General features: G+C 60.9%; 18 protein-coding genes. 4 read left to right on the plus strand and 14 right to left on the minus strand.

Translation table 11 applies throughout. The features are described 5' to 3' along the window. Positions 1-9 precede the first annotated feature (9 nt). From QRN61_RS09775 to QRN61_RS09790, 4 genes are read right to left on the minus strand one after another with little or no spacing between them, the layout of a single operon-like run. On the minus strand, positions 10-810 hold the full coding sequence (locus QRN61_RS09775) for a carbohydrate ABC transporter permease (RefSeq protein WP_096795652.1): 801 nt from the start codon (positions 808-810) through the stop codon (positions 10-12). 9 nt (positions 811-819) lie between these two features. Beyond that, on the minus strand, positions 820-1686 hold the full coding sequence (locus QRN61_RS09780) for a carbohydrate ABC transporter permease (protein ID WP_007961995.1): 867 nt from the start codon (positions 1684-1686) through the stop codon (positions 820-822). Beyond that, positions 1683-2792, minus strand: a complete 1110-nt coding sequence (locus QRN61_RS09785; protein ID WP_225138464.1) for an ABC transporter ATP-binding protein — start codon at positions 2790-2792, stop codon at positions 1683-1685. Before QRN61_RS09785 ends, QRN61_RS09780 begins: the two co-directional genes overlap by 4 nt. Further along, a complete protein-coding gene (locus QRN61_RS09790) occupies positions 2792-3886 on the minus strand; it encodes an ABC transporter ATP-binding protein (protein WP_095138884.1) in 1095 nt (364 codons plus the stop codon). Before QRN61_RS09790 ends, QRN61_RS09785 begins: the two co-directional genes overlap by 1 nt. Before the next feature lie 381 nt (positions 3887-4267). Here QRN61_RS09790 and QRN61_RS09795 point away from each other — a divergent pair, with 381 nt between their 5' ends. Then, positions 4268-6109, plus strand: a complete 1842-nt coding sequence (locus QRN61_RS09795; RefSeq protein WP_285373679.1) for a sigma-54-dependent Fis family transcriptional regulator — start codon at positions 4268-4270, stop codon at positions 6107-6109. 195 nt (positions 6110-6304) lie between these two features. On the opposite strand, the gene cysS is transcribed toward QRN61_RS09795, so the two are convergent. Further along, entirely contained in the window at positions 6305-7687 is a 1383-nt protein-coding gene (gene cysS / locus QRN61_RS09800; RefSeq protein WP_115990196.1) for a cysteine--tRNA ligase, read from the minus strand. Positions 7688-7709: 22 nt separating this feature from the next. Further along, positions 7710-9410, minus strand: a complete 1701-nt coding sequence (locus QRN61_RS09805) for a glutamine--tRNA ligase/YqeY domain fusion protein (protein ID WP_285373680.1) — start codon at positions 9408-9410, stop codon at positions 7710-7712. A 251-nt stretch (positions 9411-9661) separates the two neighbouring features. Here QRN61_RS09805 and QRN61_RS09810 point away from each other — a divergent pair, with 251 nt between their 5' ends. Further along, the gene (locus tag QRN61_RS09810; RefSeq protein ID WP_027614639.1) at positions 9662-10168 is read left to right on the plus strand and encodes a peptidylprolyl isomerase; all 507 of its coding nucleotides are present in this window, start codon (positions 9662-9664) and stop codon (positions 10166-10168) included. Beyond that, positions 10165-10911: a UDP-2,3-diacylglucosamine diphosphatase gene (gene lpxH, locus QRN61_RS09815; RefSeq protein WP_285373681.1), complete on the plus strand. Its 747-nt coding sequence runs from the start codon at positions 10165-10167 to the stop codon at positions 10909-10911. Before QRN61_RS09810 ends, lpxH begins: the two co-directional genes overlap by 4 nt. Positions 10912-11091: 180 nt before the next feature. Here the strand turns inward: lpxH and QRN61_RS09820 are convergent, their stop codons facing one another. From QRN61_RS09820 to QRN61_RS09855, 8 genes are all read right to left on the minus strand, one after another. Then, positions 11092-12621 (minus strand): DHA2 family efflux MFS transporter permease subunit, encoded by a 1530-nt coding sequence (locus tag QRN61_RS09820; RefSeq protein WP_027614637.1) that lies wholly within the window; start codon positions 12619-12621, stop codon positions 11092-11094. A 156-nt stretch (positions 12622-12777) separates the two neighbouring features. After that, positions 12778-13980, minus strand: coding sequence for an HlyD family secretion protein (locus QRN61_RS09825; protein ID WP_285373682.1), 1203 nt, complete (start codon positions 13978-13980; stop codon positions 12778-12780). 14 nt (positions 13981-13994) lie between these two features. Further along, entirely contained in the window at positions 13995-15464 is a 1470-nt protein-coding gene (locus tag QRN61_RS09830) for an efflux transporter outer membrane subunit (protein ID WP_285373683.1), read from the minus strand. Beyond that, complete coding sequence (locus QRN61_RS09835) at positions 15454-15936, minus strand: MarR family winged helix-turn-helix transcriptional regulator (RefSeq protein WP_027614634.1); 483 nt, start codon at positions 15934-15936, stop codon at positions 15454-15456. The genes QRN61_RS09830 and QRN61_RS09835 overlap by 11 nt, the downstream gene beginning before the upstream one ends. A 255-nt stretch (positions 15937-16191) precedes the next feature. Next, on the minus strand, positions 16192-17511 hold the full coding sequence (locus QRN61_RS09840) for an HdeD family acid-resistance protein (protein WP_285373684.1): 1320 nt from the start codon (positions 17509-17511) through the stop codon (positions 16192-16194). Positions 17512-17605: 94 nt separating this feature from the next. Continuing rightward, a complete protein-coding gene (locus QRN61_RS09845) occupies positions 17606-21280 on the minus strand; it encodes a translocation/assembly module TamB domain-containing protein (protein WP_285373685.1) in 3675 nt (1224 codons plus the stop codon). Then, a complete protein-coding gene (locus QRN61_RS09850) occupies positions 21277-23004 on the minus strand; it encodes an autotransporter assembly complex protein TamA (protein WP_150369679.1) in 1728 nt (575 codons plus the stop codon). Before QRN61_RS09850 ends, QRN61_RS09845 begins: the two co-directional genes overlap by 4 nt. Positions 23005-23070: 66 nt before the next feature. Next, a complete protein-coding gene (locus QRN61_RS09855; protein WP_007961094.1) occupies positions 23071-23721 on the minus strand; it encodes a GNAT family N-acetyltransferase in 651 nt (216 codons plus the stop codon). A 303-nt stretch (positions 23722-24024) separates the two neighbouring features. Between QRN61_RS09855 and xthA the strand changes: the two genes are divergently transcribed. Then, the gene (xthA, locus tag QRN61_RS09860; protein WP_247842040.1) at positions 24025-24837 is read left to right on the plus strand and encodes an exodeoxyribonuclease III; all 813 of its coding nucleotides are present in this window, start codon (positions 24025-24027) and stop codon (positions 24835-24837) included. Positions 24838-24910 lie beyond the last annotated feature (73 nt).

The following is a 24910-nucleotide window of genomic DNA, read 5'->3' on the forward strand; positions in this document are numbered from 1 at the left end:
ATGTGTTCCTCAGACCCGACCCAGGGCAAAGCCCTTGGCCACGTGGTTGCGAACAAACCAGATCACCAGCATGCCCGGCAGGATGGTCAGCACCCCCGCCGCCGCCAGCACGCCCCAGTCGATGCCCGAGGCCGACACCGTGCGTGTCATCACCGCGGCAATAGGTTTGGCGTTGACCGAGGTCAGCGTGCGCGCCAGCAGCAGTTCGACCCAGGAAAACATGAAGCAGAAGAACGCCGTGACGCCGATGCCCGAGCCGATCAGCGGGATGAAAATCTTCACGAAGAACTTAGGGAAACTGTAGCCGTCGATGTAAGCGGTTTCGTCGATTTCCTTGGGCACGCCAGACATGAAGCCCTCCAGAATCCACACCGCCAGCGGCACGTTGAACAGGCAATGCGCCAAGGCCACAGCGATGTGCGTATCGAACAGGCCAATCGACGAATACAACTGAAAGAACGGCAACAGAAACACCGCCGGTGGCGCCATGCGGTTGGTCAGCAGCCAGAAGAACAGGTGCTTGTCGCCAAGGAAGCGATAGCGCGAAAACGCATAGGCCGCCGGCAACGCCACACTCAGCGAGATCACCGTGTTCAGGCTGACGTAATACAGCGAATTGAGATAACCGGTGTACCAGCTCGGGTCGGTGAAAATCACCTTGTAGTTGTGCCAGGTGAAATCCTGGGGGAACAGGGTCAAGCCGCCGAGGATTTCGGTGTTGCTCTTGAACGACATGTTCAACAGCCAGTAGATCGGCACCAGCAGGAACAGGATGTACACCAGCAACGGAACAAGTTTTCTTTTGCTCATGGCCGGGCCTCAACGGTTGGCGTCGGAATGGGTCATGGCGGTGTAGAACAGCCACGAGACCAGCAGGATGATCAGGAAGTACACCAGCGAAAACGCCGCCGCCGGCCCCAGATCGAATTGGCCGACGGCCATCTGCGTCAACGTCTGACTGAGGAAAGTCGTGGCATTGCCCGGCCCGCCGCCGGTGAGCACGAACGGCTCGGTGTAGATCATGAAACTGTCCATGAAACGTAGCATCACCGCGATCAGCAGCACGCTCTTCAGCTTCGGCAACTGAATATGGCGGAACACTGCCCACGCCGAGGCGCGGTCGATCCGCGCCGCCTGGTAATACACGTCGGGAATCGCCCGCAGCCCGGAGAAACACAGCAACGCCACCAGCGAAGTCCAGTGCCAGACGTCCATCACCAGCACCGTGACCCAGGCGTCCATGGTGTTGGCCGCGTAGTTGTAGCTGATGCCCAGCGCATTCAGGCTCGAACCGAGCAGTCCAATGTCGGCACGGCCGAAGATCTGCCAGATGGTGCCGACCACATTCCACGGGATCAGCAGCGGAATCGCCAGAATAATCAGCACCACCGACGACCAGCGGCCCTTGGTCGGCATGGTCAGGGCGACGGCGATTCCCAACGGAATTTCGATCAGCAGCACGCAGGCAGAATAAATGAACTGACGCAACAGCGAGTCATGCAGGCGCGGATCGAGCAGCACCTGTTTGTACCAGTCGGCGCCGACGAAGTAGCGGCTGGACTGGTCGAAAATGTCCTGCACCGAATAGTTGACCACGGTCATCATCGGGATCACCGCACTGAACGCCACCAGCAGGAACACCGGCAACACCAGCCACCAGGCCTTGTTGTTCTGCACCTTGTTCATGGCTGCACCTCGTCGTCGGCTTCGAGCAGAAACTCATCGGCATAAACCATCAGCCACTGCGCCGGAAAACTGATATACGCCGTGCCCTGCGGCACTGGTTTGTCTTCGGCCAGACGCACCTTCAGCGGCGCGCCATCGAGGTCGAGGGTGAGAATCTTGTAGGTGCCAAGGTCTTCGACGTGGACCACCCGCGCCTGCATCGCCTCGTCAAACGGCTCGTCCCAGACATGGATGAACTCCGGGCGGATGCCGACCTTCAGATTTTTCCACTGACCATGTTCGATATGCCGTTGCAAGGCGTCGGACAGTGGCAAGTGCGTCGAAGCGAAACCGACCCCACCCGGCTGCGGCTGCACCTCGATCAGGTTCATCCCCGGGCTGCCGATGAAGTAGCCGACAAAGGTGTGAGTCGGCCGCTCGAACAATTCCCGTGGCGTGCCGAACTGCACGATCTGTCCGCCGTACATCACGGCGATCTTGTCGGCGAAGGTCGAAGCTTCGAGCTGATCGTGGGTGACGTAGACCATGGTGATGTTGAACTGCTCGTGGATCTGCTTGAGCTTGCGTCGCAGTTTCCATTTCAGGTGCGGGTCGATCACCGTCAGCGGCTCGTCGAAGAGAATCGCCGAGACATCGTCGCGCACCAGACCACGGCCCATGGAGACTTTCTGTTTTTCGTCGGCGGTGAGGTTGCGCGCCTTCTTGCTCAGCAGGTTTTGCAGGTCGAGGACTTCGGCGATTTCCTGCACCTTGCTGTGCACTTTCGCCTCGGCCATGCCCTGATTGCGCAGGGGGAAGGCCAGGTTGTCGAACACGGTCATGGTGTCGTAGACCACCGGGAACTGGAACACCTGAGCGATGTTGCGCTTCTCCGGGGTCAGATCGTTGACCGCTTTGCCATCGAACAGCACGTGCCCTTGCGAGGGGCTGAGCAGACCGGAAATGATGTTGAGCAAGGTCGATTTGCCGCAACCCGAAGGGCCGAGCAAGGCATACGCGCCGCCCTGCTCCCAAATGTGGTCCATCTCGCGGATCGCGTAATCGTCAGGCCCGCTCGGGGTTTTGCTGTAGCTGTGGGCGAGGTGCTGCAAACGGATTTCGGCCATCAGGCAACCCTCGCGACACGTTGGCCCGGTGCCTGCACCAGACGGCCCTGCGCATCGAACACGAACAGTTTGTGAGTCGGGATGTAGATGCGGATCGGCGCATCGACGTCGTATTCGTGAACCCCCGGCAGGTGCAGCACCAGCAGGAAATGCTCGTTGCGCACGTGCAGGAAGGTTTCCGAACCGCTGATCTCGGCCACTTCGACGGTCACCGCCAACTCCAGATCGTCATCGTTGCTCGGCACCAGCGAGATATGGCTGGGGCGCACGCCAAAGCGAAACTCGCCCTCACCCACCGGGCGCAGATCGACGTTCAGCGGGAAGTGCACGAAGTTGGCGAAGCTGACTTCGTTGCCGGCGATGCGCCCGGGCATCAGGTTGATCGGCGGCTCGGAAAACAGCTCCGCCGCCAGCACGGTTTGCGGCTGGTGGTAGACCGAGGTCGACGGGCCGCTCTGGATCACCCGGCCCTCGTGCAGAATCGTCGTGGTGCCGCCCAGCGCCAACGCTTCGTTGGGTTCGGTGGTGGCGTAGATCGCAATGGTGTGGCGCAGCTTGAACAGCTCGCGCATTTCCTGGCGCAGTTCTTCGCGCAGCTTGTAGTCGAGGTTGACCAGTGGCTCGTCGAACAGGATCAGCTCGGCGTCCTTGACCAGCGCCCGGGCCATCGCCGTGCGCTGCTGCTGACCGCCGGACAGCTCCAGCGGATAGCGCTGCAGGAACTTCTCGATGCGCAGCATCTTCGCGGTTTCCAGCACTTTGCTATGAATGATTTCTTTGGAAACACCGGCCTGACGCAGCGGCGAGGCGATGTTCTCGAACACGGTCATGGTCGGGTAATTGATGAACTGCTGATAAACCATCGACACGTTGCGCAGGCGCACCGGGCGCTGGGTGACGTCGACGCCGTTCATCAGGATCCGGCCACTGTCGGGCTTGTCCAGGCCTGCCATCAGGCGCATCAGGCTGGTCTTGCCGGACAGCGTGCGGCCGAGCAGAACGTTGAAGGATCCGGGTTCGAATTTCAGGCAGGCATCGTCGATCCAGGTCTGGCCCTCGACGGTGCGGCTGACGTGCTCCAGGGTGAGTGACATGGCTCGGCCTTTTTATTATTGGAGTCAAGCGACCTGTGCAGCAGAGCGACATTCGTGCCAGAAATGGCAAGTGGTTGATTTGTCGCGAAAAGGGCTGAAAACGCGGGGATCGGGCGTTCATTGCTGAACACATTTGAACAGTTGGGCGATTGACAATGAACAATAGTGAACAACACTCTATGAACGCTTTTTGCCCAAATTCTGTGAACGATGAAAATCCAATGTGGGAGCGGGCTTGCTCGCGAAGGCGGTGTGTCAGTCGATGTAAATGTGTCTGATATACCGCTTTCGCGAGCAAGCCCGCTCCCACAGTTTTGATCTGTGTTGGTTTTGAAAGCAGTGCCATAACAACAATAAAATGCCCTTCAGAGGCCCACCACCATGGCCTTACCTGCCCCGCCGCTGTCCCACGACGCTATTGTCCAGACCTCCTGGCAACGTTGCCGCGCCTTCGGCCTTGACCACCAGAGCGCCCCGGCCTTCGATCAATTGCCCGCCGCCGGGATCGCGCAGCTGCTCGACCGTCACCACGCGCTGGTGCAGACCACCCATCAGGAAGTGCTGCCGTACTACGAGAACATCCTCAGCAACTCCAATTGCCTGATCATGCTCGCCGACCATCAGGGTCAGGTGCTGACCTCGTGGGGCACTCAGCGCTTTATCGAGCCGAACCTGGCCCGAGGGTTTAGCGCCGGGGCGAGCTGGATGGAACGCTGCAGTGGCACCAATGCGATCGGCACCGCGCTGGCCTGCGAACAGGCGGTGCACATCGAGCACGATGAACACTTTCTGAAAGCCAACCGTTTCATGACCGGTTCCGCCGCGCCGATTTTCGATGCCGAGCGCAAGGTTATCGCCGTGCTCGACGTGTCCAGCGACAGTTACCTGCCGCCCTCGCACACGCTGGGCATGGTCAAGATGATGAGCCAGACCGTGGAGAACCGGCTGATCCTCAACCTGTTCCACGGCCAGCACTTTCAACTGACGTTCAACACCGGGTTGAACAACCTCGACAGTCAGTGGGCTGGTTTGTTGATTTTCGACGAGAGCGGTCAAGTGCTGTCGGCCAATCGTCGCGCCGACAATCTGCTCGGCGTGCGCTTGTCTCGGGTCAGTGTCGAGAGTCTGTTCAACGTGTCGCTGCTGGAGTTGATCAATCAGCCGGACGGCTTGCCGTTTGCCTTGCAGACCTCGGGGCGCAACCGTTTCCAGTGCCTGTTGAAGCGACCGCAACAGGCGCCTGTTCAGCCTCGGGTATTTGCCGAACCGAAAACGGCGCCGATCAAAGCGCCGGGCGTGATCAGCCTCAACTCTCTGCATTTTGGTGACAGCCGCGTAGAAAAAGCCGTGCGCCAGGCCGAACGCCTGCTGGAAAAAGACATCCCACTGCTGATCCACGGCGAAACCGGGGTCGGCAAGGAAGTCTTCGTCAAAGCCCTGCACCAGGCCAGTTCGAGAAGCAAACAGGCATTTATCGCCGTCAACTGCGCGGCGATCCCCGCCGAACTGGTGGAATCAGAACTGTTCGGCTATGAAAAAGGCGCGTTCACCGGCGCCAACCAGAAAGGCAGCATCGGCCTGATCCGCAAAGCCGACAAAGGCACCCTCTTCCTCGACGAAATCGGTGACATGCCGTTGCCGACTCAGGCCCGGCTGCTGCGGGTGTTGCAGGAGCGCTGCGTGCAACCGGTGGGCAGCAGTGAGCTGTTCCCGGTGGATCTGCGGATCATCTCGGCGACCAACCGCTCTTTACGCGAGCAAGTGCAATTGGGCCGATTTCGTGAGGACTTGTACTACCGAATTGGCGGTTTGACACTGGAACTGCCGCCGCTCAGAGAGCGCAGTGATAAAGAGGCGCTGTTCAAACGCCTGTGGGAGCAGCATCGCGAACCGACGCAATGGGCCGGACTCAGCCGCGAAGTGCTGGAGCTGTTCGAGCGGCACCCGTGGCCGGGCAATCTGCGTCAGGTCAGCAGCGTGATGCAGGTGGCGCTGGCAATGGCCGAGGAACAGCCGGTGCGGCCGGAGCATTTGCCGGATGACTTTTTTGTCGATCTGGAGATGGAGCCGGTGGAGAGCGTGCAGCCGCTGGGGCTGGATCTGAATGATGTGGAGGCGTTGAACCGGGAGTTGAAAGCAGCCGGGGGGAATATTTCGCATCTGGCACGCAGGCTTGGGGTGAGCCGTAATACCCTGTACAAGCGCTTGCGGCAGGCCGAATGACTGGTTGCCTGGGCGGACCCCATCGCTGGCAAGCCAGCTCCCACAGAGTTTCGGGTTGTACGCAACACTCGTGAACAACAAAAAACTTGTGGGAGCTGGCTTGCCAGCGATGGCGTCAGCCCTGTAACCACAAGACCCAAAGCCCAAAAAACAAAACCCGCACAAGGCGGGTTTTGTCTGTCACAGGTCAGGCAATCAGTCAGCCAGACGCCAGGTCGTACCACCCTTGCCGTCTTCCAGCACCACGCCCATGGCGGTGAGCTGGTCGCGGATGCGGTCGGATTCGGCCCAGTCTTTGCCAGCGCGTGCCGCCAGACGTGCAGCAATCAGCGCGTCGACTTCAGCCGCATCGACACGCCCTTCGGCGCCCGCTTGCAGGAAGTCATCGGCTTCCAACTGCAACACCCCCAACACGCTCGCCAGTTCTTTCAGGCGCGCCGCCAGACCGGCCGCCGCGTCGAGATCGCTGTCGCGCAGACGGTTGATCTCACGCACCATCTCGAACAGCACCGCGCAGGCTTCCGGCGTGCCGAAGTCGTCGTTCATCACCGTGGTGAAACGCTCGACGAAGGCTTCGCCGCCAGCCGGAGCAACGCTCGGCAGGCCTTTCAACGCGTGGTAGAAACGCTCGAGTGCGCCCTTGGCGTCCTTGAGGTTGTCTTCCGAGTAGTTGATCGCGCTGCGGTAGTGGCTCGACACCAGCAGGTAACGCACGACTTCCGGGTGGTACTTGTCGAGCACGTCGCGAATGGTGAAGAAGTTGTTCAAGGACTTGGACATCTTCTCGCCATTGATACGGATCATGCCGCAATGCATCCACGCGTTGGCGTAGGTCTTGCCGGTGGCCGCTTCGCTCTGGGCGATTTCGTTTTCGTGGTGCGGGAACTCGAGGTCGCTGCCGCCGCCATGAATGTCGAAGGTTTCACCGAGGCAGCAGGTGGACATCACCGAGCACTCGATGTGCCAGCCCGGACGCCCGGCGCCCCACGGCGATTCCCAGCTCGGCTCGCCCGGCTTGGCGGCTTTCCACAGCACGAAATCCAGCGGGTCTTCTTTCGACTCGTCGACTTCGATGCGCGCGCCGATGCGCAGGTCTTCGATCTTCTTGCGCGACAGCTTGCCGTAGCCCATGAACTTGGCGACGCGGTAGTACACGTCGCCATTGCCCGGGGCGTAGGCGAAGCCCTTGTCGATCAGGGTCTGGATCATCGCGTGCATGCCCGGAATGTGATCCGTGGCGCGCGGTTCCATGTCCGGCTTCTTGATGTTCAGGCGCGCTTCGTCTTCGTGCATCGCGGCGATCATGCGCTCGGTCAGCGCGTCGAACGACTCACCGTTCTCGCGGGCACGATTGATGATCTTGTCGTCGATGTCGGTGATGTTGCGCACGTAGGTCAGGTCGTAACCGCTGAACCGCAACCAGCGGGTCACCAGGTCGAACGCGACCATGCTGCGGCCGTGGCCGAGGTGGCAGTAGTCGTACACGGTCATGCCGCACACGTACATGCGCACCTTGTTGCCATCCAGCGGCTTGAAGACTTCTTTGCTCTTGGTGAGCGTGTTGTAGATCGTCAGCACTTTATATTTCCTTGACGCTAAATCACTGGCCCCACGAATCACGCAGGGTCACGGTACGGTTGAATACCGGCTGACCTGGTTTCGAGTCCTTGATGTCGGCGACGAAGTAGCCTTCGCGCTCGAACTGGAAACGGTCTTCCGGCTGTGCATTGCCAAGCGATGGCTCAGCACGACAACCGGTCAGCACTTGCAGTGAGTCAGGGTTGATGTTGTCGAGGAAACTCGCGCTGTCTTCGGCCTTCTCCGGGTTCGGAGAACGGAACAGGCGATCGTACAGACGCACTTCGCACTCGATGCTGGCAGCGGCCGGCACCCAGTGGATCACGCCTTTGACCTTGCGGCCTTCAGGGTTCTTGCCGAGGGTGTCCGGGTCGTACGAGCAACGCAGCTCGACGATGTTGCCGTCGGCGTCCTTGATCGCTTCGTCGGCACGGATCACGTAGCTGCCACGCAGACGCACTTCGCCGTTCGGCTCCAGGCGCTTGTAGCCCTTTGGCGGTTCTTCCATGAAGTCATCGCGGTCGATGTAGATCTCACGGGCGAACGGCAGCTGGCGCACGCCGAGTTCTTCTTTCTGCGGATGACGCGGCAGTTCGAGGTTTTCGACCTGACCTTCCGGGTAGTTGGTGATCACCACTTTCAACGGACGCAGCACGCACATGGCGCGCGGCGCGTTGGCGTCCAGGTCCTGACGGATGCTGAACTCGAGCATGCCGAAATCGACCACGCCGTCGGACCGGTTGGTGCCGATCATGTCGCAGAAGTTGCGGATCGACGCCGGCGTGTAGCCACGGCGACGGAAGCCGGACAGCGTCGACATGCGCGGGTCGTCCCAGCCATTGACGTGCTTTTCATCGACCAGTTGCTTGAGCTTGCGCTTGCTGGTGATGGTGTAGTTCAGGTTCAGGCGGCTGAATTCGTACTGGCGCGGGTTGGCCGGCACCGGCAGGTTGTCCAGGAACCACTCGTACAGCGGACGATGGCTTTCGAATTCCAGGGTGCAGATCGAGTGGGTGATGCCTTCGATGGCGTCCGACTGACCGTGGGTGAAGTCATAGTTCGGGTAGATGCACCACTTGTCACCGGTCTGATGGTGATGGGCGTGGCGGATGCGGTACATGATCGGGTCGCGCAGGTTCATGTTCGGCGAGGCCATGTCGATCTTCGCGCGCAGCACGCGGGCACCGTCCGGGAACTCACCGGCACGCATGCGCGCGAACCAGTCGAGGTTCTCTTCCACCGAACGGTCGCGGAACGGGCTGTTCTTGCCCGGCTCGGTCAGGCTGCCACGGTATTCCTTGGCCTGTTCAGGGGTCAGGTCGTCGACGTAGGCCTTGCCGGCCTTGATCAGCTCGATGGCCCAATCGTGCAACTGGTCGAAATACTGCGAGGCGTAGCGCACTTCGCCGGACCACTCGAAGCCCAGCCATTTGACGTCGGATTCGATCGCGTCGATGTATTCCTGGTCTTCCTTGGCCGGGTTGGTGTCGTCGAAACGCAGGTGCGTGACGCCGCCGAACTCCTGGGCCAGGCCGAAGTTCACGCAGATCGACTTGGCGTGGCCGATGTGCAGGTAGCCGTTGGGCTCAGGCGGAAAACGGGTGACGATCTGGGTGTGCTTGCCCGAGTCCAGGTCTGCCTGGATGATCGGCCGCAGGAAATTGACCGGCACGGCAGGGCCGGACTTGGCATTCGAGGTAGGGTCGACAGTGGGCTTGCTCATAGGATCCTTGACTTACATGTGCGCGGCCGCAAAGGGGGCCAGACAAAACAAAGCCGCTATCATAGCCGATGCTGTCAAGGGCCTGACAGAGCGCGGCCTATAAAGGAGCGCATTTAATCGCCGGGTTTTCGAAAAACAGCCTCGAAATTCGCGCCTGTCACGCTAAACTGCGCTCCTTGGCCGAAGCAGGCTGAACCGGTTGTGGGGCTGAATGTCCCAGAACCACGAATTCCTTATAAAGAGTAGCGATCATGACTCAAGTCAAACTGACCACCAACTACGGCGACATCGTCATCGAACTGGACGCGGAAAAAGCGCCAATCACCGCTGCCAATTTCATCGAATACGTCAAGAAAGGTCACTACGAGAACGTAGTGTTCCACCGCGTGATCAAGGGCTTCATGATCCAGGGCGGCGGTTTCGAGCCTGGCATGCAGGAAAAGAAAGACAAGAGCCCAAGCATTCAGAACGAAGCTGACAACGGTCTGAAGAACGAGAAGTACACCGTTGCCATGGCCCGCACCATGGACCCGCATTCGGCCTCGGCGCAGTTCTTCATCAACGCCACCAACAACAGCTTCCTCAACCACACCGCCAAGACCGCTCAGGGCTGGGGTTATGCCGTGTTCGGTAAAGTGGTTGCCGGTACCGACGTAGTCGACAAGATCGAAGGCGTCGCCACCACTTCCAAGGCCGGTCACCAGGACGTGCCGAAAGACGACGTGATCATCGAGAAAGCCGAGATCATCGAAGCGTGATATTGCTGATTTCAGACTTGCATCTGGAAGAGGAGCGCCCGGACATTACCCGGGCGTTTCTGGATTTGCTCGCCGGACGCGCCCGCTCGGCGAGTGCGTTGTACATCCTCGGCGATTTTTTCGAGGCGTGGATTGGCGACGACGCCATGACGCCCTTCCAGCGTTCCATCTGCCAGGCCCTGCGCCAGTTGAGCGACAGCGGCACGGCGATCTTTCTGATGCACGGCAATCGCGACTTCCTGCTCGGCAAGGCCTTCTGCAAAGAAGCCGGCTGCACGCTGTTGAAGGACCCGAGTGTCGTGCAGTTCTATGGCGAGCCGGTGCTGCTGATGCACGGCGACAGCCTGTGCACCCGCGACGTGGGCTACATGAAGTTGCGGCGCTACCTGCGCAACCCGATCACCTTGTTCATCCTGCGCCACCTGCCGCTGAGCACCCGCCACAAACTGGCGCGCAAGCTGCGCAGCGAAAGCCGCGCGCAGACGCGGATGAAGGCCAATGACATTGTTGATGTCACGCCTGAGGAAATTCCGCGGATCATGCAGCAATACGCGGTGAAAACCCTGATTCACGGCCACACCCATCGTCCGGCGATCCACAAGCTGCAACTCGGCGAGCAGGCAGCTAAGCGGATTGTGCTGGGGGACTGGGATCGTCAGGGTTGGGCGTTGCAGGTGGATGAGAACGGGTATGCCCTGGCGCCGTTCGACTTTGCCCCGCCACTGGCTTTGCCGCACGGCTGAAGATCGCTACCCCCTCACCCCAGCCCTCTCCCCCAGGGGGGCGAGGGGGAAAGGGAGCCGATCTTCATGCTATTCAAAACCTGAGCTCAACTCGGTGGCTCAGGTCGGCGGACCTCGAAAGAAACCCTCAGTCAGTCCCCTCTCCCTCCGGGAGAGGGTTAGGGTGAGGGGCTTTTGACCTTAGTGTCCTGAAGCAGCAGGCCCGGCCTTCGCCGCAAACGGCGGCTTCGCCAGCCACACAATCAGAATCAGCCCCATAAAGCCCCAGCCCAACAACGTGAAGTAATCCACGGTGGAGAGCATGTACGCCTGGCTGGTGAGGATCTGATCCATCTGCGCGTACGCCGATTGGCTCGCGCCGCCTAAATGGTTCAAGGTCTCGCGGGTCGCCGGTTCGAAGGTGCTGATGCTTTCGCTCATGTACGCATGATGCTGATCGGCGCGGCGGATCCAGATCCACGTGGTCAACGATGCCGCAAAGCTGCCGCCCAAGGTGCGCAGGAAGGTTGCCAGGCCTGCGCCGTCGGCGATCTGGCTTGGCGGCAGGTCGGACATCAGGATGCTCAGGGTCGGCATGAAGAACAGCGCCACGCCAATACCCATGAACAGCTGCACCAGAGCGATGTGCTGGAAGTCCACCTCGTTGGTGAACTCGGCGCGCATGAAGCAGCTCAGGCCAATCGCGAGGAACGCCAGACCGGCCAGCAGGCGCAGGTCGAACTTGTTCGCGTACTTGCCGACAAACGGCGACAGCAACACCGGCAGAATGCCGATCGGCGCCACCGCCAGACCGGCCCAGGTCGCGGTGTAACCCATCTGGGTTTGCAGCCACTGCGGCAGGATCAGGTTGATGCCGAAGAACCCGGCGTAACCCAACACCAGCACCAGCGTGCCGATGCGAAAGTTGCGGTGCGCGAACAGGCGCAGATTCACCACCGGGTGCTGGTCGGTCATTTCCCAGATCACAAACACCGCCAGCGCGATCACCGAAATCGCCGCGCCGATGATGATGAAGTTCGACTCGAACCAGTCCAGGTCATTGCCCTTGTCGAGGATCACCTGCAGCGCGCCGACGCCGATGATCAGCGTGATCAGACCGACGTAGTCCATCGGCTGGCGACTGGTCTCCACCGGGCGCTTGGCCAGTTGCGAGCGCACCACCATCACCGCAAAGATGCCGATCGGTACGTTGATGAAGAAGATCCACGGCCAGCTGTAGCTGTCAGTAATCCAGCCACCAAGAATGGGACCTGCAATTGGCGCGACCACCGTGACCATCGCCAGCAACGCCAGGGCCATGCCGCGCCTCGCGGGGGGATAGACCGCAATCAACAGGGTTTGCGTCATCGGGTACAGCGGCCCGGCCACCAGGCCTTGCAGCACGCGGAAACCGATCAGTTCCGGCATCGAGGTGGAGATGCCACAGAGAAACGAGGCCAGCACGAACAGAATGGTGGCCCACAAAAATAGCTTCACCTCACCGAAACGGCGGCTGAGCCAACCGGTCAGCGGCAGCGCAATCGCGTTGCTCACGGCAAACGAGGTGATCACCCAGGTGCCCTGCTCCGAACTCACCCCGAGGTTGCCGGAAATGGTCGGCAGCGCCACGTTGGCGATGGTGGTGTCGAGCACTTGCATGAACGTCGCCAGCGACAGGCCGATGGTGCTGAGCAACAGGCTGGGCGGCGTGAAAGAGGCGTTATTGCTCATTGTGAATCCTTTGGAACCGGGTTGACACTGCGTCCCTTCAGACGCAGCCGCCCTTGTGGGAGCGAGCCTGCTCGCGAAAGCGGCTGTTCAGCCAACAAAGATGTTGAATTGAAAACCGCCTTCGCGAGCAGGCTCGCTCCCACAGGGGGAAAGGGGTCAGCGTTGCGCAGTCTTGCTCACCGCTGCGCTGTTGTCGTGGATCAGTTGCGCAATCATCGCGTCGGCTTCGGCCAGTTGGCGGTCGTAGACGTTGGTGCTGAACGAGGCCTTTTGCGGCGGTTGCTGCGCCAGCACCGGACCGCTCTGGTCATGCAGGTTCACTTCAACGTTGGTCGACAGGCCGACCCGTAGCGGGTGCTTGGCCAGTTCTTCGGCGTTGATGTGAATCCGCACCGGCACACGCTGCACGATTTTGATCCAGTTACCGGTGGCGTTCTGCGCCGGCAACAGGGCGAACGCGCTGCCGGTGCCGGCGCCGAGGCTGTCGACGGTGCCGCTGTACTTCACGCTGCTGCCGTAGATGTCGGACTCGATGTCCACCGGCTGGCCAATGCGCATGTCACGCAGCTGGGTTTCCTTGAAGTTGGCGTCGATCCACAGTTGATCCAGCGGAATCACCGCCATCAGCGCGGTGCCCGGCTGTACGCGCTGACCGAGTTGCACGGTGCGCTTGGCGACGTAACCGGTGACTGGCGCGATCAGCGTGCTGCGGGCGTTGGTCAGGTACGCCTGACGCAGATCGGCAGCGGCCGACATCACGTCCGGGTGCGACGAAACCACGGTGTCATCGACCAGCGCGCTGGTGGTTTTCAGTTGCTGCCTGGCGTTGGCCAGGGCATTTTGCGCCGAGGTCAGGTCGTCGCGGGCGTGGGACAGTTCTTCCTGGGAAATCGCCCCGCCAGCAGCGAGGTTTTTCCGGCGGTTGTAGTTGTCCTGTGCTTTCTGTACTTCTGCCTGTTGCGCGTTGACCTGGGCTTTCATGCCATCGACGTTGCTGTACAGGCCGCGCACCTGACGCACGGTACGCGCCAGTTTTGCCTGAGCACTTTGCAGGCCGACTTCGGCGTCGTTCGGGTCAAAGTTGATCAGCACCTGACCTTCGTGAACCAGATCACCATCGTCAGCGCCAATGCTGACCACGGTGCCAGTGACCAGCGGGGTGATCTCCACGACGTTGCCGTTGACGTAGGCGTCGTCGGTGCTTTCGTTGAAGCGCCCGATGAATTCGTGATACGCCCAGACGCCGGCCCCGGCGAGCAGGACCACGACGGCCAGCACCAGCAGCATGAATTTGCGCTTGCGCGGATTGCCGGTGTCGGGGGTGTTGATTTGAGTTTGGGTGTTTTCGGCAGTGGCCATGACAAATACCTGAATTAGTTGTGCGACGTGGCTGGGGTGGCGTTGGCTGCGGTCAGGGTTTCACCCTGAAAGCCGCCGCCCAGCGCTTGCATCAGTTGAATCGACAGGTCGATCTGCTCGGCATTGAGGTTGGCCAGCTGACGCTGGGCCTGCAGCAATTGCTGCTCGATGCTGAGCACGTCCAGGTAGTTGCCGATGCCGGAACCGTAACGCTGAACGACGGTGTTGTAAGAATCCTGAGCAATCTCGGTGGCGTGTTGCTGCGCGCCGATCTGCCGGCCGATGTCACGCAACTGGTTGATCGTGTCGCTGACATCGCCCAGTGCTTTCACCAGACTTTTGTTGTACTGCGCCACCGCCAGATCGTAATCGGCGTCGCGCGCATCGAGGTTGGCGCGCAGGCGTCCACCGTCGAAGATCGGCACCGAAATGGTCGGGGCGATGCTGAAGAAACGACTGGCCGACCCGAACATCGCGTCACCCAACAAGGATTCGGCACCGGCGGACGCGGTGAGGTTCAAGTTGGGATAGAAGCGGGTTTTCGCCGATTCGATGTCTTTGCTCGCCGCCTCTACGCGCCAGCGCGCAGCGACCAGATCCGGACGCCGACCGAGCAGTTCCGCAGGCAATACCGACGGCACCGCTACAGCGCTGGCTTGCAGGACTTTCGGCCGGGCGATTTCGTTGCCGCGATCCGGGCCTTTGCCGAGCAGCACGGCCAGGGCGATTTTCGCGCTGTTCAGACGTTTTTCAGCGTCGATCAGGCTGGCTTCGGAACTGGCCTCAAGGCTTTGGGTTTGCTGGAACTGGTACTGGCTGTCGATCCCGGCACTCAAGCGGCGCTGGCTCAGATCGAGCATCTGTTTGGTGCGTTTCAGATCGTCGTTGGCCAGGTCGTAAACGATATGCGCTTGCCCCAGATCGCTGTAGGCGCGGGCCACGTCGGCGGCGAGGGTCAATTGCGCGGCCTGACGGTCGACTTCGGCAGCGCGAGCCTGACCGAGTGCAGCTTCCCAGGCATCACGCTGGCCGCCCCAGAGGTCGAAGTTGTAATTGAAACCGGCGCTGACGTTACGCACGGTGGCGTAAGCATCGCCCTGCCCGCGCGGATCCTGATCCTTGGCCAGGCGCGAACGGCTGATGCCGGCGCTGGCGTCGAGGGTCGGATAGCGTTCGGCATCGGCGGCATACGCGGCGGCGCTGGCCTGATGCGCGCGGGCTTCGGCGATCTGCATGTCCGGGCTGTCGTGCAGCGCTTCGCGGATCAGCCCGTCGAGTTGCGGATCGCCAAGGCTGGTCCACCAGTCGCTCTTCGGCCAGGCGGCCGGCGACAGGGTCACGCCGTTGAGCGACTGGCCGACTTTCAGGCTTTTCGCATCCAGGCTTTTGCCCTGAGTGTCGAGGCCGCTGTAGTTGGCGCAGCCGGCGAGGATCATCGCCGACAGCACCAGGGTCAGGCTGCTGCGCAAGGTTTTACCGCTCATTGTGTTCACCTAACCGCTGGATAGTGATCGGATCACCGGCTGCCAGCAGGATTTTCTTGAGGATGTATTCCAGGGTCTTCAGCTCTTCGCGGGAGATCGCGCCGGCCAGTTCATTCATCGCATCGGCACCGATGTATGGCAGGCGATCGGCCAATTGCTGGCCCTGCTCGGTGAGCTTGAGCTGCACCTGACGGCGATCGCCTTCGCTGCGTTGGCGAGCCAGGAAACCTTTCTGCTCCAGACGATCGAGCATGCGTGTCATCGAACCGCTGTCCAGCGACAGGTGCCGGCACAACTCGGCCGGGGTGTCGACGCCGAACTGGGCCATGATGATCAACACCTTGAACTGCGCGGCGGTGATGCCGTGGGGTTCCATGTGGGTGTCGATGATCCGGTCCTTGAGCAGCGCGGCACGGCCGAGCAACAGGCCGAGATGGCAGTGTTTGAATTCGTCCGGGGTGAAATGCTTCATGTGCCCACCTAATAACTGCCTAGGCAGTGAATGTATGTCGAGATGTTACTGCCTAGGCAGCGAATGTCAACGTAATAGTTAGGTTGCTTTGTAATTAGTTGACCAGTGGAGTGGATTTTTGTGTTGCCCGCACTGACGCTTTCGCGAGCAGGCTCGCTCCCACAGGGTCATGCGTCAGCCAGACAATATTGGCAAGGACCCAAAACCTGTGGGAGCGAGCCTGCTCGCAAAGGCAGCGACTCGGTGTAACGTCGGTCAGGATTTGTCGGAAGGATGCACAGCCGGCGGCTGGAGGGGATGCACTTCACGCCCGCGCAAAGCAGTCACTGCATAACCGCAAGCGCGTTTGATCACCGCATACATGCTGTGCCAGCCCGGCGGTGCCGGCTCGATGGCGGCATGCAGCGCCCGTGCGTAATCGAGCACCAGACCGGGCGTCCAGGCCATCACTTCGGCGCGTTTACGCACCTGCGCCGCCACCCAGAACTCGGGGCTGAGTATCACTCTGGCGAAATCGAGCATGCTCGAATGCCCGCGATTCATCGCTCCTTCAAGGGCTGCTTCGAGGCTATGGGCGACGGCACTCGAGCAGTTGCGGCTGGTGAGATTGTACGTGCTGTTCTGCCGATATTCGCTCCAGAACGCCTGCAACCGCCGGGCGTCGTAGTGAGCAAAACTGACCTGAACCGAAGACGGGCACCAGTCGGCCACCTCGCCGGCATAGTCCGGCAGAAACCGCCCGTCGACATCGTTGTTCGGCGTCGCCCGCAACAAGCGCACGAAATCCCCCGCCGAACGATCGATGTCGTCCAGCGGGTAATGGCTGATGTAAATGTCCGGGCCACATTCCAGTGCCGCGTGGCCGGCGGAGATCACGCCGTTGATGTCGACCGCGGCGATATAGCGGTTGAGCAGGCGATTGCGCACCAGAGTGTCATCGACGGTGCCGCTGGGGGTCCAGACATGAATGACCAATGCGTCGCTGCTGGCCGGCGCACTGAGCGCAACAGGGTTTGTCAGCGGCGGCAGGTGCCTGAAGCGCACGGCTTGGCGCAACAACGCACACCCCGAGAGAAACAGGCTCATGCCGATGCAGAACGGAACCGTGCCCTTGTACAGCGTCGGATACGGCTCAAGGATAAACACGCCAAAGCCGAGTTCGAACAACCCGGCCAGCAGCGACACTTGCCAGCCGACAAAGCGCACCACCACCGCAGCCGCCAGCCTGAAGACCCCATCAACGATGAAAGCCCCGCCAAACAGCACCGCCAGAATCAGCCCGGCAGCATGTTGCCGGTCAACGATCAGCAGCCCCAGCAAGAGAAACGCCAGACCTCGCGCTTTACGCAGGGCCGCAGCGGTCCCGGTCTGCGGTGCCGGCACCAGCAGCAGGATCAGCGCTTCGAGCAACAACAGATAGCCGAAGAGATGCAGCGGGAAATACAAAACGCCATCCAGCGCATCGATGAAGATCGCCACCCCGGCCGCGCCCCAGACAATGCCGGTCAGCGCCAGTGCTGACCAACGCTTGCGGACAAAGTCATTACCGAGCAAGACCATACTCAAGCGGACCATAGGCGCAACCGGCAAGGTTTTGAGGGTTCGGTGAGTCTAATACATCCTGGAAAAACCGGATCGCAGCGTCACGACCCGGCTATTGGCCACGTTCTCAGAAATCGCGCTTGTAGAAGATATCCAGCGAACTGGCGACACCGCTGGCGGCTTCGACATATACCTTCTTGCTCAGCTTGTAACGCAGCGCGATGGTGTTGGCTGGCTCGAACACGCCGACGCCATAACGCAGGCTGAGCTTTTCGGAGATGTTGCCGCTGGCGACCACGCTGGTGGTGTTGCCGCTGCCCTGGGTGTCGAGCTGGAAGTCCTGAATCCCAAGGTCTTTGGCCAGGCCGCTGGTGACCCCGGAACTGCCCATCAAGCCCAGGCCCAACGCCGCTTGCGCGAGCATGTTGTTGTCTTCGCCGTTGGTGCTCAGCGGACGCCCCAGTACCAGGTAGGACAACGCCTGCTCCTGACTCATGGCCGGTTCGGAGAAGATTTGCGTGGTCGGTTGCTCGGCGCTGCCGCTCAGGCGGATACCGGCGATCACGTCGTCGGTCTGGCGGATCGCTTCGATGTCCAGATACGGCTGATCGATCGGGCCGGCAAACAGCAGCCGCGCACGACGCACGTTCAGGCGCTGGCCGTAGGCACGGTAACGGCCGTCGTTGAGCCACAGCTCGCCACGGGTGTCCATGTTGTCGCCGATGTGCACGTGACCTTGCAGGTTGGCGGTCAGGCCGAACCCGGCGAAGCTCAGTTTGTCTTCGCCGACCACCACGTCGATGTCCATCTTCATCGCCAGCGGTGGTTTGCCCTCTTCGGTCTGCGCGCCGACGATGATCGTGTCGTCGGAAACCTTTACCGTCGATGGCGGCAGTTCACGCACGGTAATTTCGCCTCGCGGCACCTGTACCTTGCCGGCAATCTTCAGCTCATCGCCGGCCATGGAAATCTTCAGGTCCGGCGCCACTTCAAGCTTGGCGTACGGTTCAACGGTGACCGGCAATTGCGTGCCCTTGAGCGCCAGATCGACTATCAGCGCCTGCCCCCACGCGACGTTGCCATTGAGGCTGCCCTGGCCGGTCTTGCCGCTGTTCCAGCCACCGTCGAGGCGCACCGATTCGCCGGCAATCACCGCTTGCAGTTGCAGGTTCTTGAGTTCCATCGGCAGCTCGGCGCCGGAAACTTCGCCGTCGCTGAGTTTCACCGTGCCGTTGACCAGCGGCGCCAGCAGCCCGCCGGAAATCGTGCCGCTGCCGTTCAGGCGCCCGGTCAGTTTCTCGACCATCGGCACAAACGGCCGCGCCACCGAAAGGTCCAGCCCGCTGAGACGGAAAGAACCACTCAGCGGTTTGTTTTTCGGCAACGGATTGAGCTGTGCCTGCACCATCAGTTCGCCGAGCTTGCCGCCGACGAAGTTGAGTTCGGTATCGACGCGCTTCGGTGTGAGTTTGCTGGTGAGCTTCAGGGTCTGGTACGGGAAGTCCAGCCACTGATCCTTTTCCTTTATGCGCAAGGTGCCGCCGCTGGCGTCGACGCTGACCACACCGTTGGGGCCGCTGGCCGGCAGATCCAGTTGCAGGTCGGCGTTGAGCTTGCCCTGCCAGGCGAAGTCTTTCGGTAGCCATTGTGCGAGGCTTTCAATCGGGAACTGCTTGAGGTGGTAACGCAGTTTCGGCTCCGGCAGCAGGCGCTGATCTTCACCGCACAGGCTGGCATTGCCGGACATCCAGCAGTGCGCGCCGAAGTTGATCTTGCCGTCGGCGAGGCGTTCGAGTTTGGCCGGGCTCTGCAGTTTCCAGTCTTGGCCGCCGGCCTGAATATCGCCGCTGGCCAGACGGCCGCGCCAGTTGCCCTTGTCCAGATTGCCGTCCAGACCGAGGGCCAGTTTCAGCTTCGGCCCGAGCAGGTCGAGGTTGAGTTTCTGGCTCTTGATGTCGCCCTGCGCGCTGGCGGTCAACACACCGAGGTTGGTGTCGCCGGCCTGAATCCCGCTGCCCTTGAGGTCGATCTTCGCCCGTTGCGCGCTGTCGAGCGTGGCATCGAGGTTGAGGCTTTGCAGGCGATTGTCCTGGAACGCCAGTTGCGAACCTTGCAGGCCGAGTTTGCCTTGCGGTGCTTTCAGCGTACCGGCAACGTTGACCTGACCCGTGACCTGCCCGCGCAACTGCGGCCAGAGCTGGGCCAGACGCGTCAGTTTGATGTCGATCTGGCCGGTGAGTTTCTGTTGCAGGCTGCCCTTGCCGCTGATGCTGTTGTCGCCGAGGCGGATTTGCAGGGCGTTGAGGTTCCATTGCTCACCGGCACCGTCGGCCTTGGCCTGGAGGATTGCCGGTTGCCCGCGCAATTTGCCTTTGAGGTCGAGGTCGGCGCTGAGGCTCAGGCGATCGTTCTTCATTTCGCCTTTGCTGCGCAGCGGCCCGGCCAGGGTGCCCGGCAGCTCCGCAACCCAGTACGCCGGGTTGAGTGCCGACAGATCCAGCGCCGTGTCCCAGGCGATGCCATCGGCGAACTGCACGTTGACATGCCCTTCAGCCTTGCCCTGCCCCGCTTCCATCTTCAGCTGTGGCAAGGCGATTTGCTTCAGGCTGCCGCTGAACGGACTGCTCAGGCTGAACGCTCCCGCCGGGCCATCGAGGTCGGCGGCGAAGTTACCGAGGTACTGACCGTCGGTGTAGGAGACTTCGCCGGTGAAGGTGCGCAAGGCGACTTGCGGCTCGTCGATTTCGTTATACAGCCGATGCCACGGGAAATCCTGCCAGTTGATGTTGGCCTGAGCCGTGAGGCCCTTGCTCCAGTCAACGCTGCCGGTGAGCTTGAGGCTTTGCTTATCGTTGGCCGTCAGGTCGAGGCCGGCGATCTGCGCGCCGCTGGCATCGACCTTGCCTTTGAGCAGCAGCACCACCGGGCCTTTATCGGCGGGCAACGTGGCATTGCCGTTTAACTGGTAACCGTTTTTCAAGTCACCTTCGCCGGTCAAAACCAGTTGATTGAGTTGCAGAGTGTCCGGCAGATCGGCGCTCGGTTTGAATGCGTCCGAGGTGATGCGCACCGTGGCCGGCAGGTTTTCCGCCAGCGGTTGCAGTTCGCCGCTCAACTGGCCGTCGAGGTAGCCACGACTATCGGCGTGCAGGTTGAGGGTTTTCAGCAGATCGCCGTCGACTTTCAACGCCAGCGTCCATGGGCCAGTGCCTGGGGACGGCAGGCTCAGGTCACCGGCGATGTTCAGCGGCCAGTTGCCGGTCGGTTGCAGCAAGCCGGAGAGGTTCAGGCTCAGGTCGTCGCGCTGCAGTTTCACGCTGTCGATCTGCATGCCTTGAGCGGTCCAGTGCGCCGCCAGTTGCAGGCCCTTGAGCTGCTCGCTGCCGTTGAACAGCAGGCTGCCGACTTGTACGTCGCCGAGTTCGATGGCCACCGGCAGTTGCAGATCCGGCAGTTTGATCGGGCCGCTTTCAGTGGTTTCTTCACTCGGCGGGAATTGCAGAATGACCTGATCGGCCTTGAGCTGTTCGATGCACAAAGTCATGCGAGTCAGGCATAGCGGTGACCAGGCGAAGATTGCCTTGTTCAGCTCGACGCGACTGCTGTCCTGCTGCCACAGCAGATGATCGGCGCTCCATTGGCCACCGAGACGGCCCTGGAAATTCTCCACACTCAAACCCGGCACCAGACCCAGCACCCAGCGGCTGCCGGCTTGCGTTCCGAGTACCGCGCTGATGCTCAATACAATTAACAACAGCAACGCCAGCAGCGTCAGTGCCGCTATTTTCAAACCACGCTTCACAGCTCAGGCCCCATGGAAAAGTGCAGCCGGATGCCGCCGTCGTCGTCCAGCGCGTGGGCCAGGTCGAGGCGGATCGGCCCCACCGGCGAGACCCAGCGCACACCGATACCGACCCCGGTCTTGAGGTTCGGCAGTTCGAGTTTGTTGAAGGAGTTGCCCTGGTCGACGAAAGTCGCGACCCGCCATTTCTCGGCAATCGAGTACTGATACTCGACGCTGCCGGCCACCATGTAGCGGCCGCCGATGCGATCGCCCTTGGAGTTTTCCGGGGACAGGCTCTGGTAGTCGTAACCGCGCACGCTCTGATCGCCACCGGCGAAGAAACGCAGCGACGGTGGTACCGAGTTGTAGCCATTGGTGGCGCTGCCGCCGACCTGCACCCGACCGAGGAAGCGGTGGTTGTCGAACACCGTGGTCAGGCCTTTGATCAACGCCGTGCCATATAAAAGGTTGTTGTCCGAACCGAGGCCTTCCTTCGCCACCTTGCTTTCAAAGGTCAGGCGATAGCCGTTGTGCGGATCGATGCGGTTGTCGCTTTTCAGGTACGAGTAACTGATGCCGGGCATCAACAAGGTACTCAGGCCGGAGTCGTCGCCGAGTTCATATTCTTCGCGCTGCCATTTCAGCGAGATCACTCGCTGCCAGCCGCTGGGCAACTTACTGTGCCATTCCGGGCCGAAGGTCAGCAGCTTGCTCAGGGTGTCGGAGCCGTCGATGTTTTCAAATTGATAACCACCGGCCCAACGCAGTTTGTCGGTCAGCGGTGGGTCGAGCGGGATGTCATAGAACAACCCGACGTTCTGCCGTGGCGCCGACAATTCGGCTTCCCAGCCGTAACTGTCGCCCTGCGGGTTGACCCAGTGGCGTGTCCAGTTGGCCTTGATCCGTGGGCCGACATCGGTCGAATAACCGAGGCCCAGGCCCATGGTGCGTGGCTTGCGGGTGTCGAGTTTGACGTCGACCGGGATCACATCGTTTTTCGCCGCCGTCGGCGCCGCATCGACGCGCACGCCTTCGAAATAGCCACTCGATTGCAGGTCGCGGTTGAGTTCGGCGATCAGCTCGGAGTCATACGGATCGCCAGCCTTGAACGGCACCATGCGTTGCAGCAGGTCTTCGTCGAACGGCGTATCGCCCTCGAAACTGACTTTGCCCAGCGCATAACGCGGGCCGCTTTCGTAGATCAATTCAACGTCGGCCACCCCGGCACGCGGGTCGACCAAAAGTTTCTGGCTGGTGAAATGGCCACTGAAAAAGCCGAAGCGCGAGGCCTGGTTCTGGATCAGGCGTTTGGCGTCTTCATAACGCCCATGGTTGAGCACCGCGCCGGACTTGAGCGTGTCACTGCTCGGCACACGAAAGGATTTGAGGGAGGCGGCAGGCCCGTCGACGCGGATGGTGACGTTGCGCAGACGAATCGGCTCGCCAGGATCGATGTTCAGCACCAGGCGCGGCTTTTCGCCGCCCTTCACGTCACTGTCGATCTGCGGCTGGTAATAACCCAAGGCCTGCGCCGCTTTGCGCGCCTGCTCCTCGGCCCCGCGACTGAAGCGCAGCAAGGCTTGTTCGTCACGATCGCCAAGGCTGCCGATATAACCTTCTATATTGGCCTTGAGTTCATCGTTGGACGGTTTGATCCGCACGTCCAATTCACTTTGCGCCAGCGCCGCGCAGCTGGTTAACAGCATGAGCACGCCACTGGTAAATCTTCCTGGAAACTTCATAGGCGCGGATGCTATCACGGGCTTGGGAGCGTGATAGAACAGGAAATTTCCTGAAAAGTTCTATGGCTAAGCCGTTGCAGTTTGTAACACCTGCGGATTGGCGTGGAAAAACACGTGCTCGCGCACCGGGCCGACGGCCACTTCACCGATCTCTTCGTAGCCCTGGCGTTTATAGAATTCCAGGTAACGCGGGTTGCCGGTGTCGAGCACCACGCCTTGCGAGGTTTCGTCCACCGCGCACCAGTTATGCACGGCGGTCAGTAACTGCTCGCCGAAGTGTTTGCCTTGAAACTGCGGATGAATCCCCAGCAACGGCAGCATGTGCACCGAATCGCTGGGCACGCAGGCGGCCACCGCATCGTGGTATTCCAGATAACGCCGGGTGCAGCGGAATCCGGTGCTGAGCACCATGCGCAGGCGCCATGCCCAACTTTCGGTGATCCCCAGACGCCGTTGCGGCGGCGCGATCAGGGCGATGCCGATCAGCCGGTCGTTGACCAACAGGCCGATGGCCGGCTGATCCTGCAGAAAATGCTGTTTGACCAGTTCGCGCACCGTGGCCCGCACGCGCTGCTCGTAACCCGGCCGCTCGGCCTCGAACAGGTAACCGAAGGTCGGCTCGTGGCGATAGGCCTGATACAGCAGTGATCGGGCTTCGCGCGAGTAACCGCGGTCGAGCATGTGGATGTCGGCGATGGCGGTCTGGGTTTCAGGCATGACGGTGATTCTCCCCGGGGCGCGGCTCAAATGACTGCGCTCTTGATGGTACGAACCTTTTGCCGGTGGCGCAGTTCCCCACAGGTATAGACCAACTCGGGATCTTCATCGACTGGGCGGCCGCCATCGCGAGCAGGCTCACTCCTACAGGGGGTACGCATTCCAATTGTAGGAGCGAGCCTGCTCGCGATGGCGTCAGCTCGGGCAACCCACATCCCACAGATGAAAATGATTTCTCCCACCCCACACTGGCCCCCATCCCACATGTCAGCTAGCATCGCCCTTTTGCCAGGACTGCCGACCATGAAGATTGTTTCCTTCAACATCAACGGACTGCGCGCCCGTCCGCATCAGCTGGCAGCGCTGATCGAAAAGCATCAGCCGGACGTGATCGGCCTGCAGGAAACCAAGGTCCACGACGACCAGTTCCCGCTGGAAGAAGTGCGTGCGCTGGGCTACCACGTTTATTTCCACGGTCAGAAAGGCCATTACGGCGTCGCGCTGCTGTCGCGCAAAGAACCGCTTGCGATCCACAAAGGTTTCGCCAGCGATGAAGAAGACGCCCAGCGCCGCTTTATCTGGGGCACTTTCGCCGACGCCAATGGCGTGCCGGTGACCATCATGAACGGCTACTTCCCGCAGGGCGAAAGCCGCGACCACCCGACCAAATTCCCGGCCAAGCAACGCTTCTACAGCGACCTGCAAACCCTGCTGGAAAGCCAGTTCCACAACGAACAGCCGCTGGTGGTGATGGGCGATGTGAACATTTCCCCGGAAGACTGCGACATCGGCATCGGCCCGGACAACATGAAGCGCTGGTTGAAAACCGGCAAATGCAGCTTCCTGCCGGAAGAGCGCGAGTGGATGGCCCGCCTGAAAAACTGGGGCCTGACCGACAGCTATCGCCACTTGAACCCGGACGTGACCGACATGTTCAGCTGGTTCGACTATCGCAGCCGTGGGTTTGAAGACGAACCGAAACGTGGCCTGCGGATCGACGTGATCCTGGCGTCCCATGGTTTGCTGCCAAGGGTCAAGGATGCGGGCGTGGACTATGAACTGCGCGGCATGGAAAAACCGTCGGATCATGCGCCGATCTGGCTTGAACTGAGCTGATTCACAACGCTTCTCCCTGTACGAGTGAGCCTGTGGTGAGGGGATTTATCCCCGATGGGCTGCGAAGCGGCCC

The organism is Pseudomonas sp. lyk4-TYG-107, from assembly GCF_030209055.1.
Lineage (GTDB): Bacteria > Pseudomonadota > Gammaproteobacteria > Pseudomonadales > Pseudomonadaceae > Aquipseudomonas > Aquipseudomonas putida_A.

Coding starts and splice junctions, on each gene's coding strand:
- QRN61_RS09775 (WP_096795652.1), bottom strand. CDS start 810: ATGAGCAAAAGAAAACTTGTTCCGTTGCTGGTGTACATCCTGTTCCTG.
- QRN61_RS09780 (WP_007961995.1), bottom strand. CDS start 1,686: ATGAACAAGGTGCAGAACAACAAGGCCTGGTGGCTGGTGTTGCCGGTG.
- QRN61_RS09785 (WP_225138464.1), bottom strand. CDS start 2,792: ATGGCCGAAATCCGTTTGCAGCACCTCGCCCACAGCTACAGCAAAACC.
- QRN61_RS09790 (WP_095138884.1), bottom strand. CDS start 3,886: ATGTCACTCACCCTGGAGCACGTCAGCCGCACCGTCGAGGGCCAGACC.
- QRN61_RS09795 (WP_285373679.1), top strand. CDS start 4,268: ATGGCCTTACCTGCCCCGCCGCTGTCCCACGACGCTATTGTCCAGACC.
- QRN61_RS09805 (WP_285373680.1), bottom strand. CDS start 9,410: ATGAGCAAGCCCACTGTCGACCCTACCTCGAATGCCAAGTCCGGCCCT.
- QRN61_RS09810 (WP_027614639.1), top strand. CDS start 9,662: ATGACTCAAGTCAAACTGACCACCAACTACGGCGACATCGTCATCGAA.
- QRN61_RS09820 (WP_027614637.1), bottom strand. CDS start 12,621: ATGAGCAATAACGCCTCTTTCACGCCGCCCAGCCTGTTGCTCAGCACC.
- QRN61_RS09825 (WP_285373682.1), bottom strand. CDS start 13,980: ATGGCCACTGCCGAAAACACCCAAACTCAAATCAACACCCCCGACACC.
- QRN61_RS09830 (WP_285373683.1), bottom strand. CDS start 15,464: ATGAGCGGTAAAACCTTGCGCAGCAGCCTGACCCTGGTGCTGTCGGCG.
- QRN61_RS09835 (WP_027614634.1), bottom strand. CDS start 15,936: ATGAAGCATTTCACCCCGGACGAATTCAAACACTGCCATCTCGGCCTG.
- QRN61_RS09840 (WP_285373684.1), bottom strand. CDS start 17,511: ATGGTCCGCTTGAGTATGGTCTTGCTCGGTAATGACTTTGTCCGCAAG.
- QRN61_RS09850 (WP_150369679.1), bottom strand. CDS start 23,004: ATGAAGTTTCCAGGAAGATTTACCAGTGGCGTGCTCATGCTGTTAACC.
- QRN61_RS09855 (WP_007961094.1), bottom strand. CDS start 23,721: ATGCCTGAAACCCAGACCGCCATCGCCGACATCCACATGCTCGACCGC.
- xthA (WP_247842040.1), top strand. CDS start 24,025: ATGAAGATTGTTTCCTTCAACATCAACGGACTGCGCGCCCGTCCGCAT.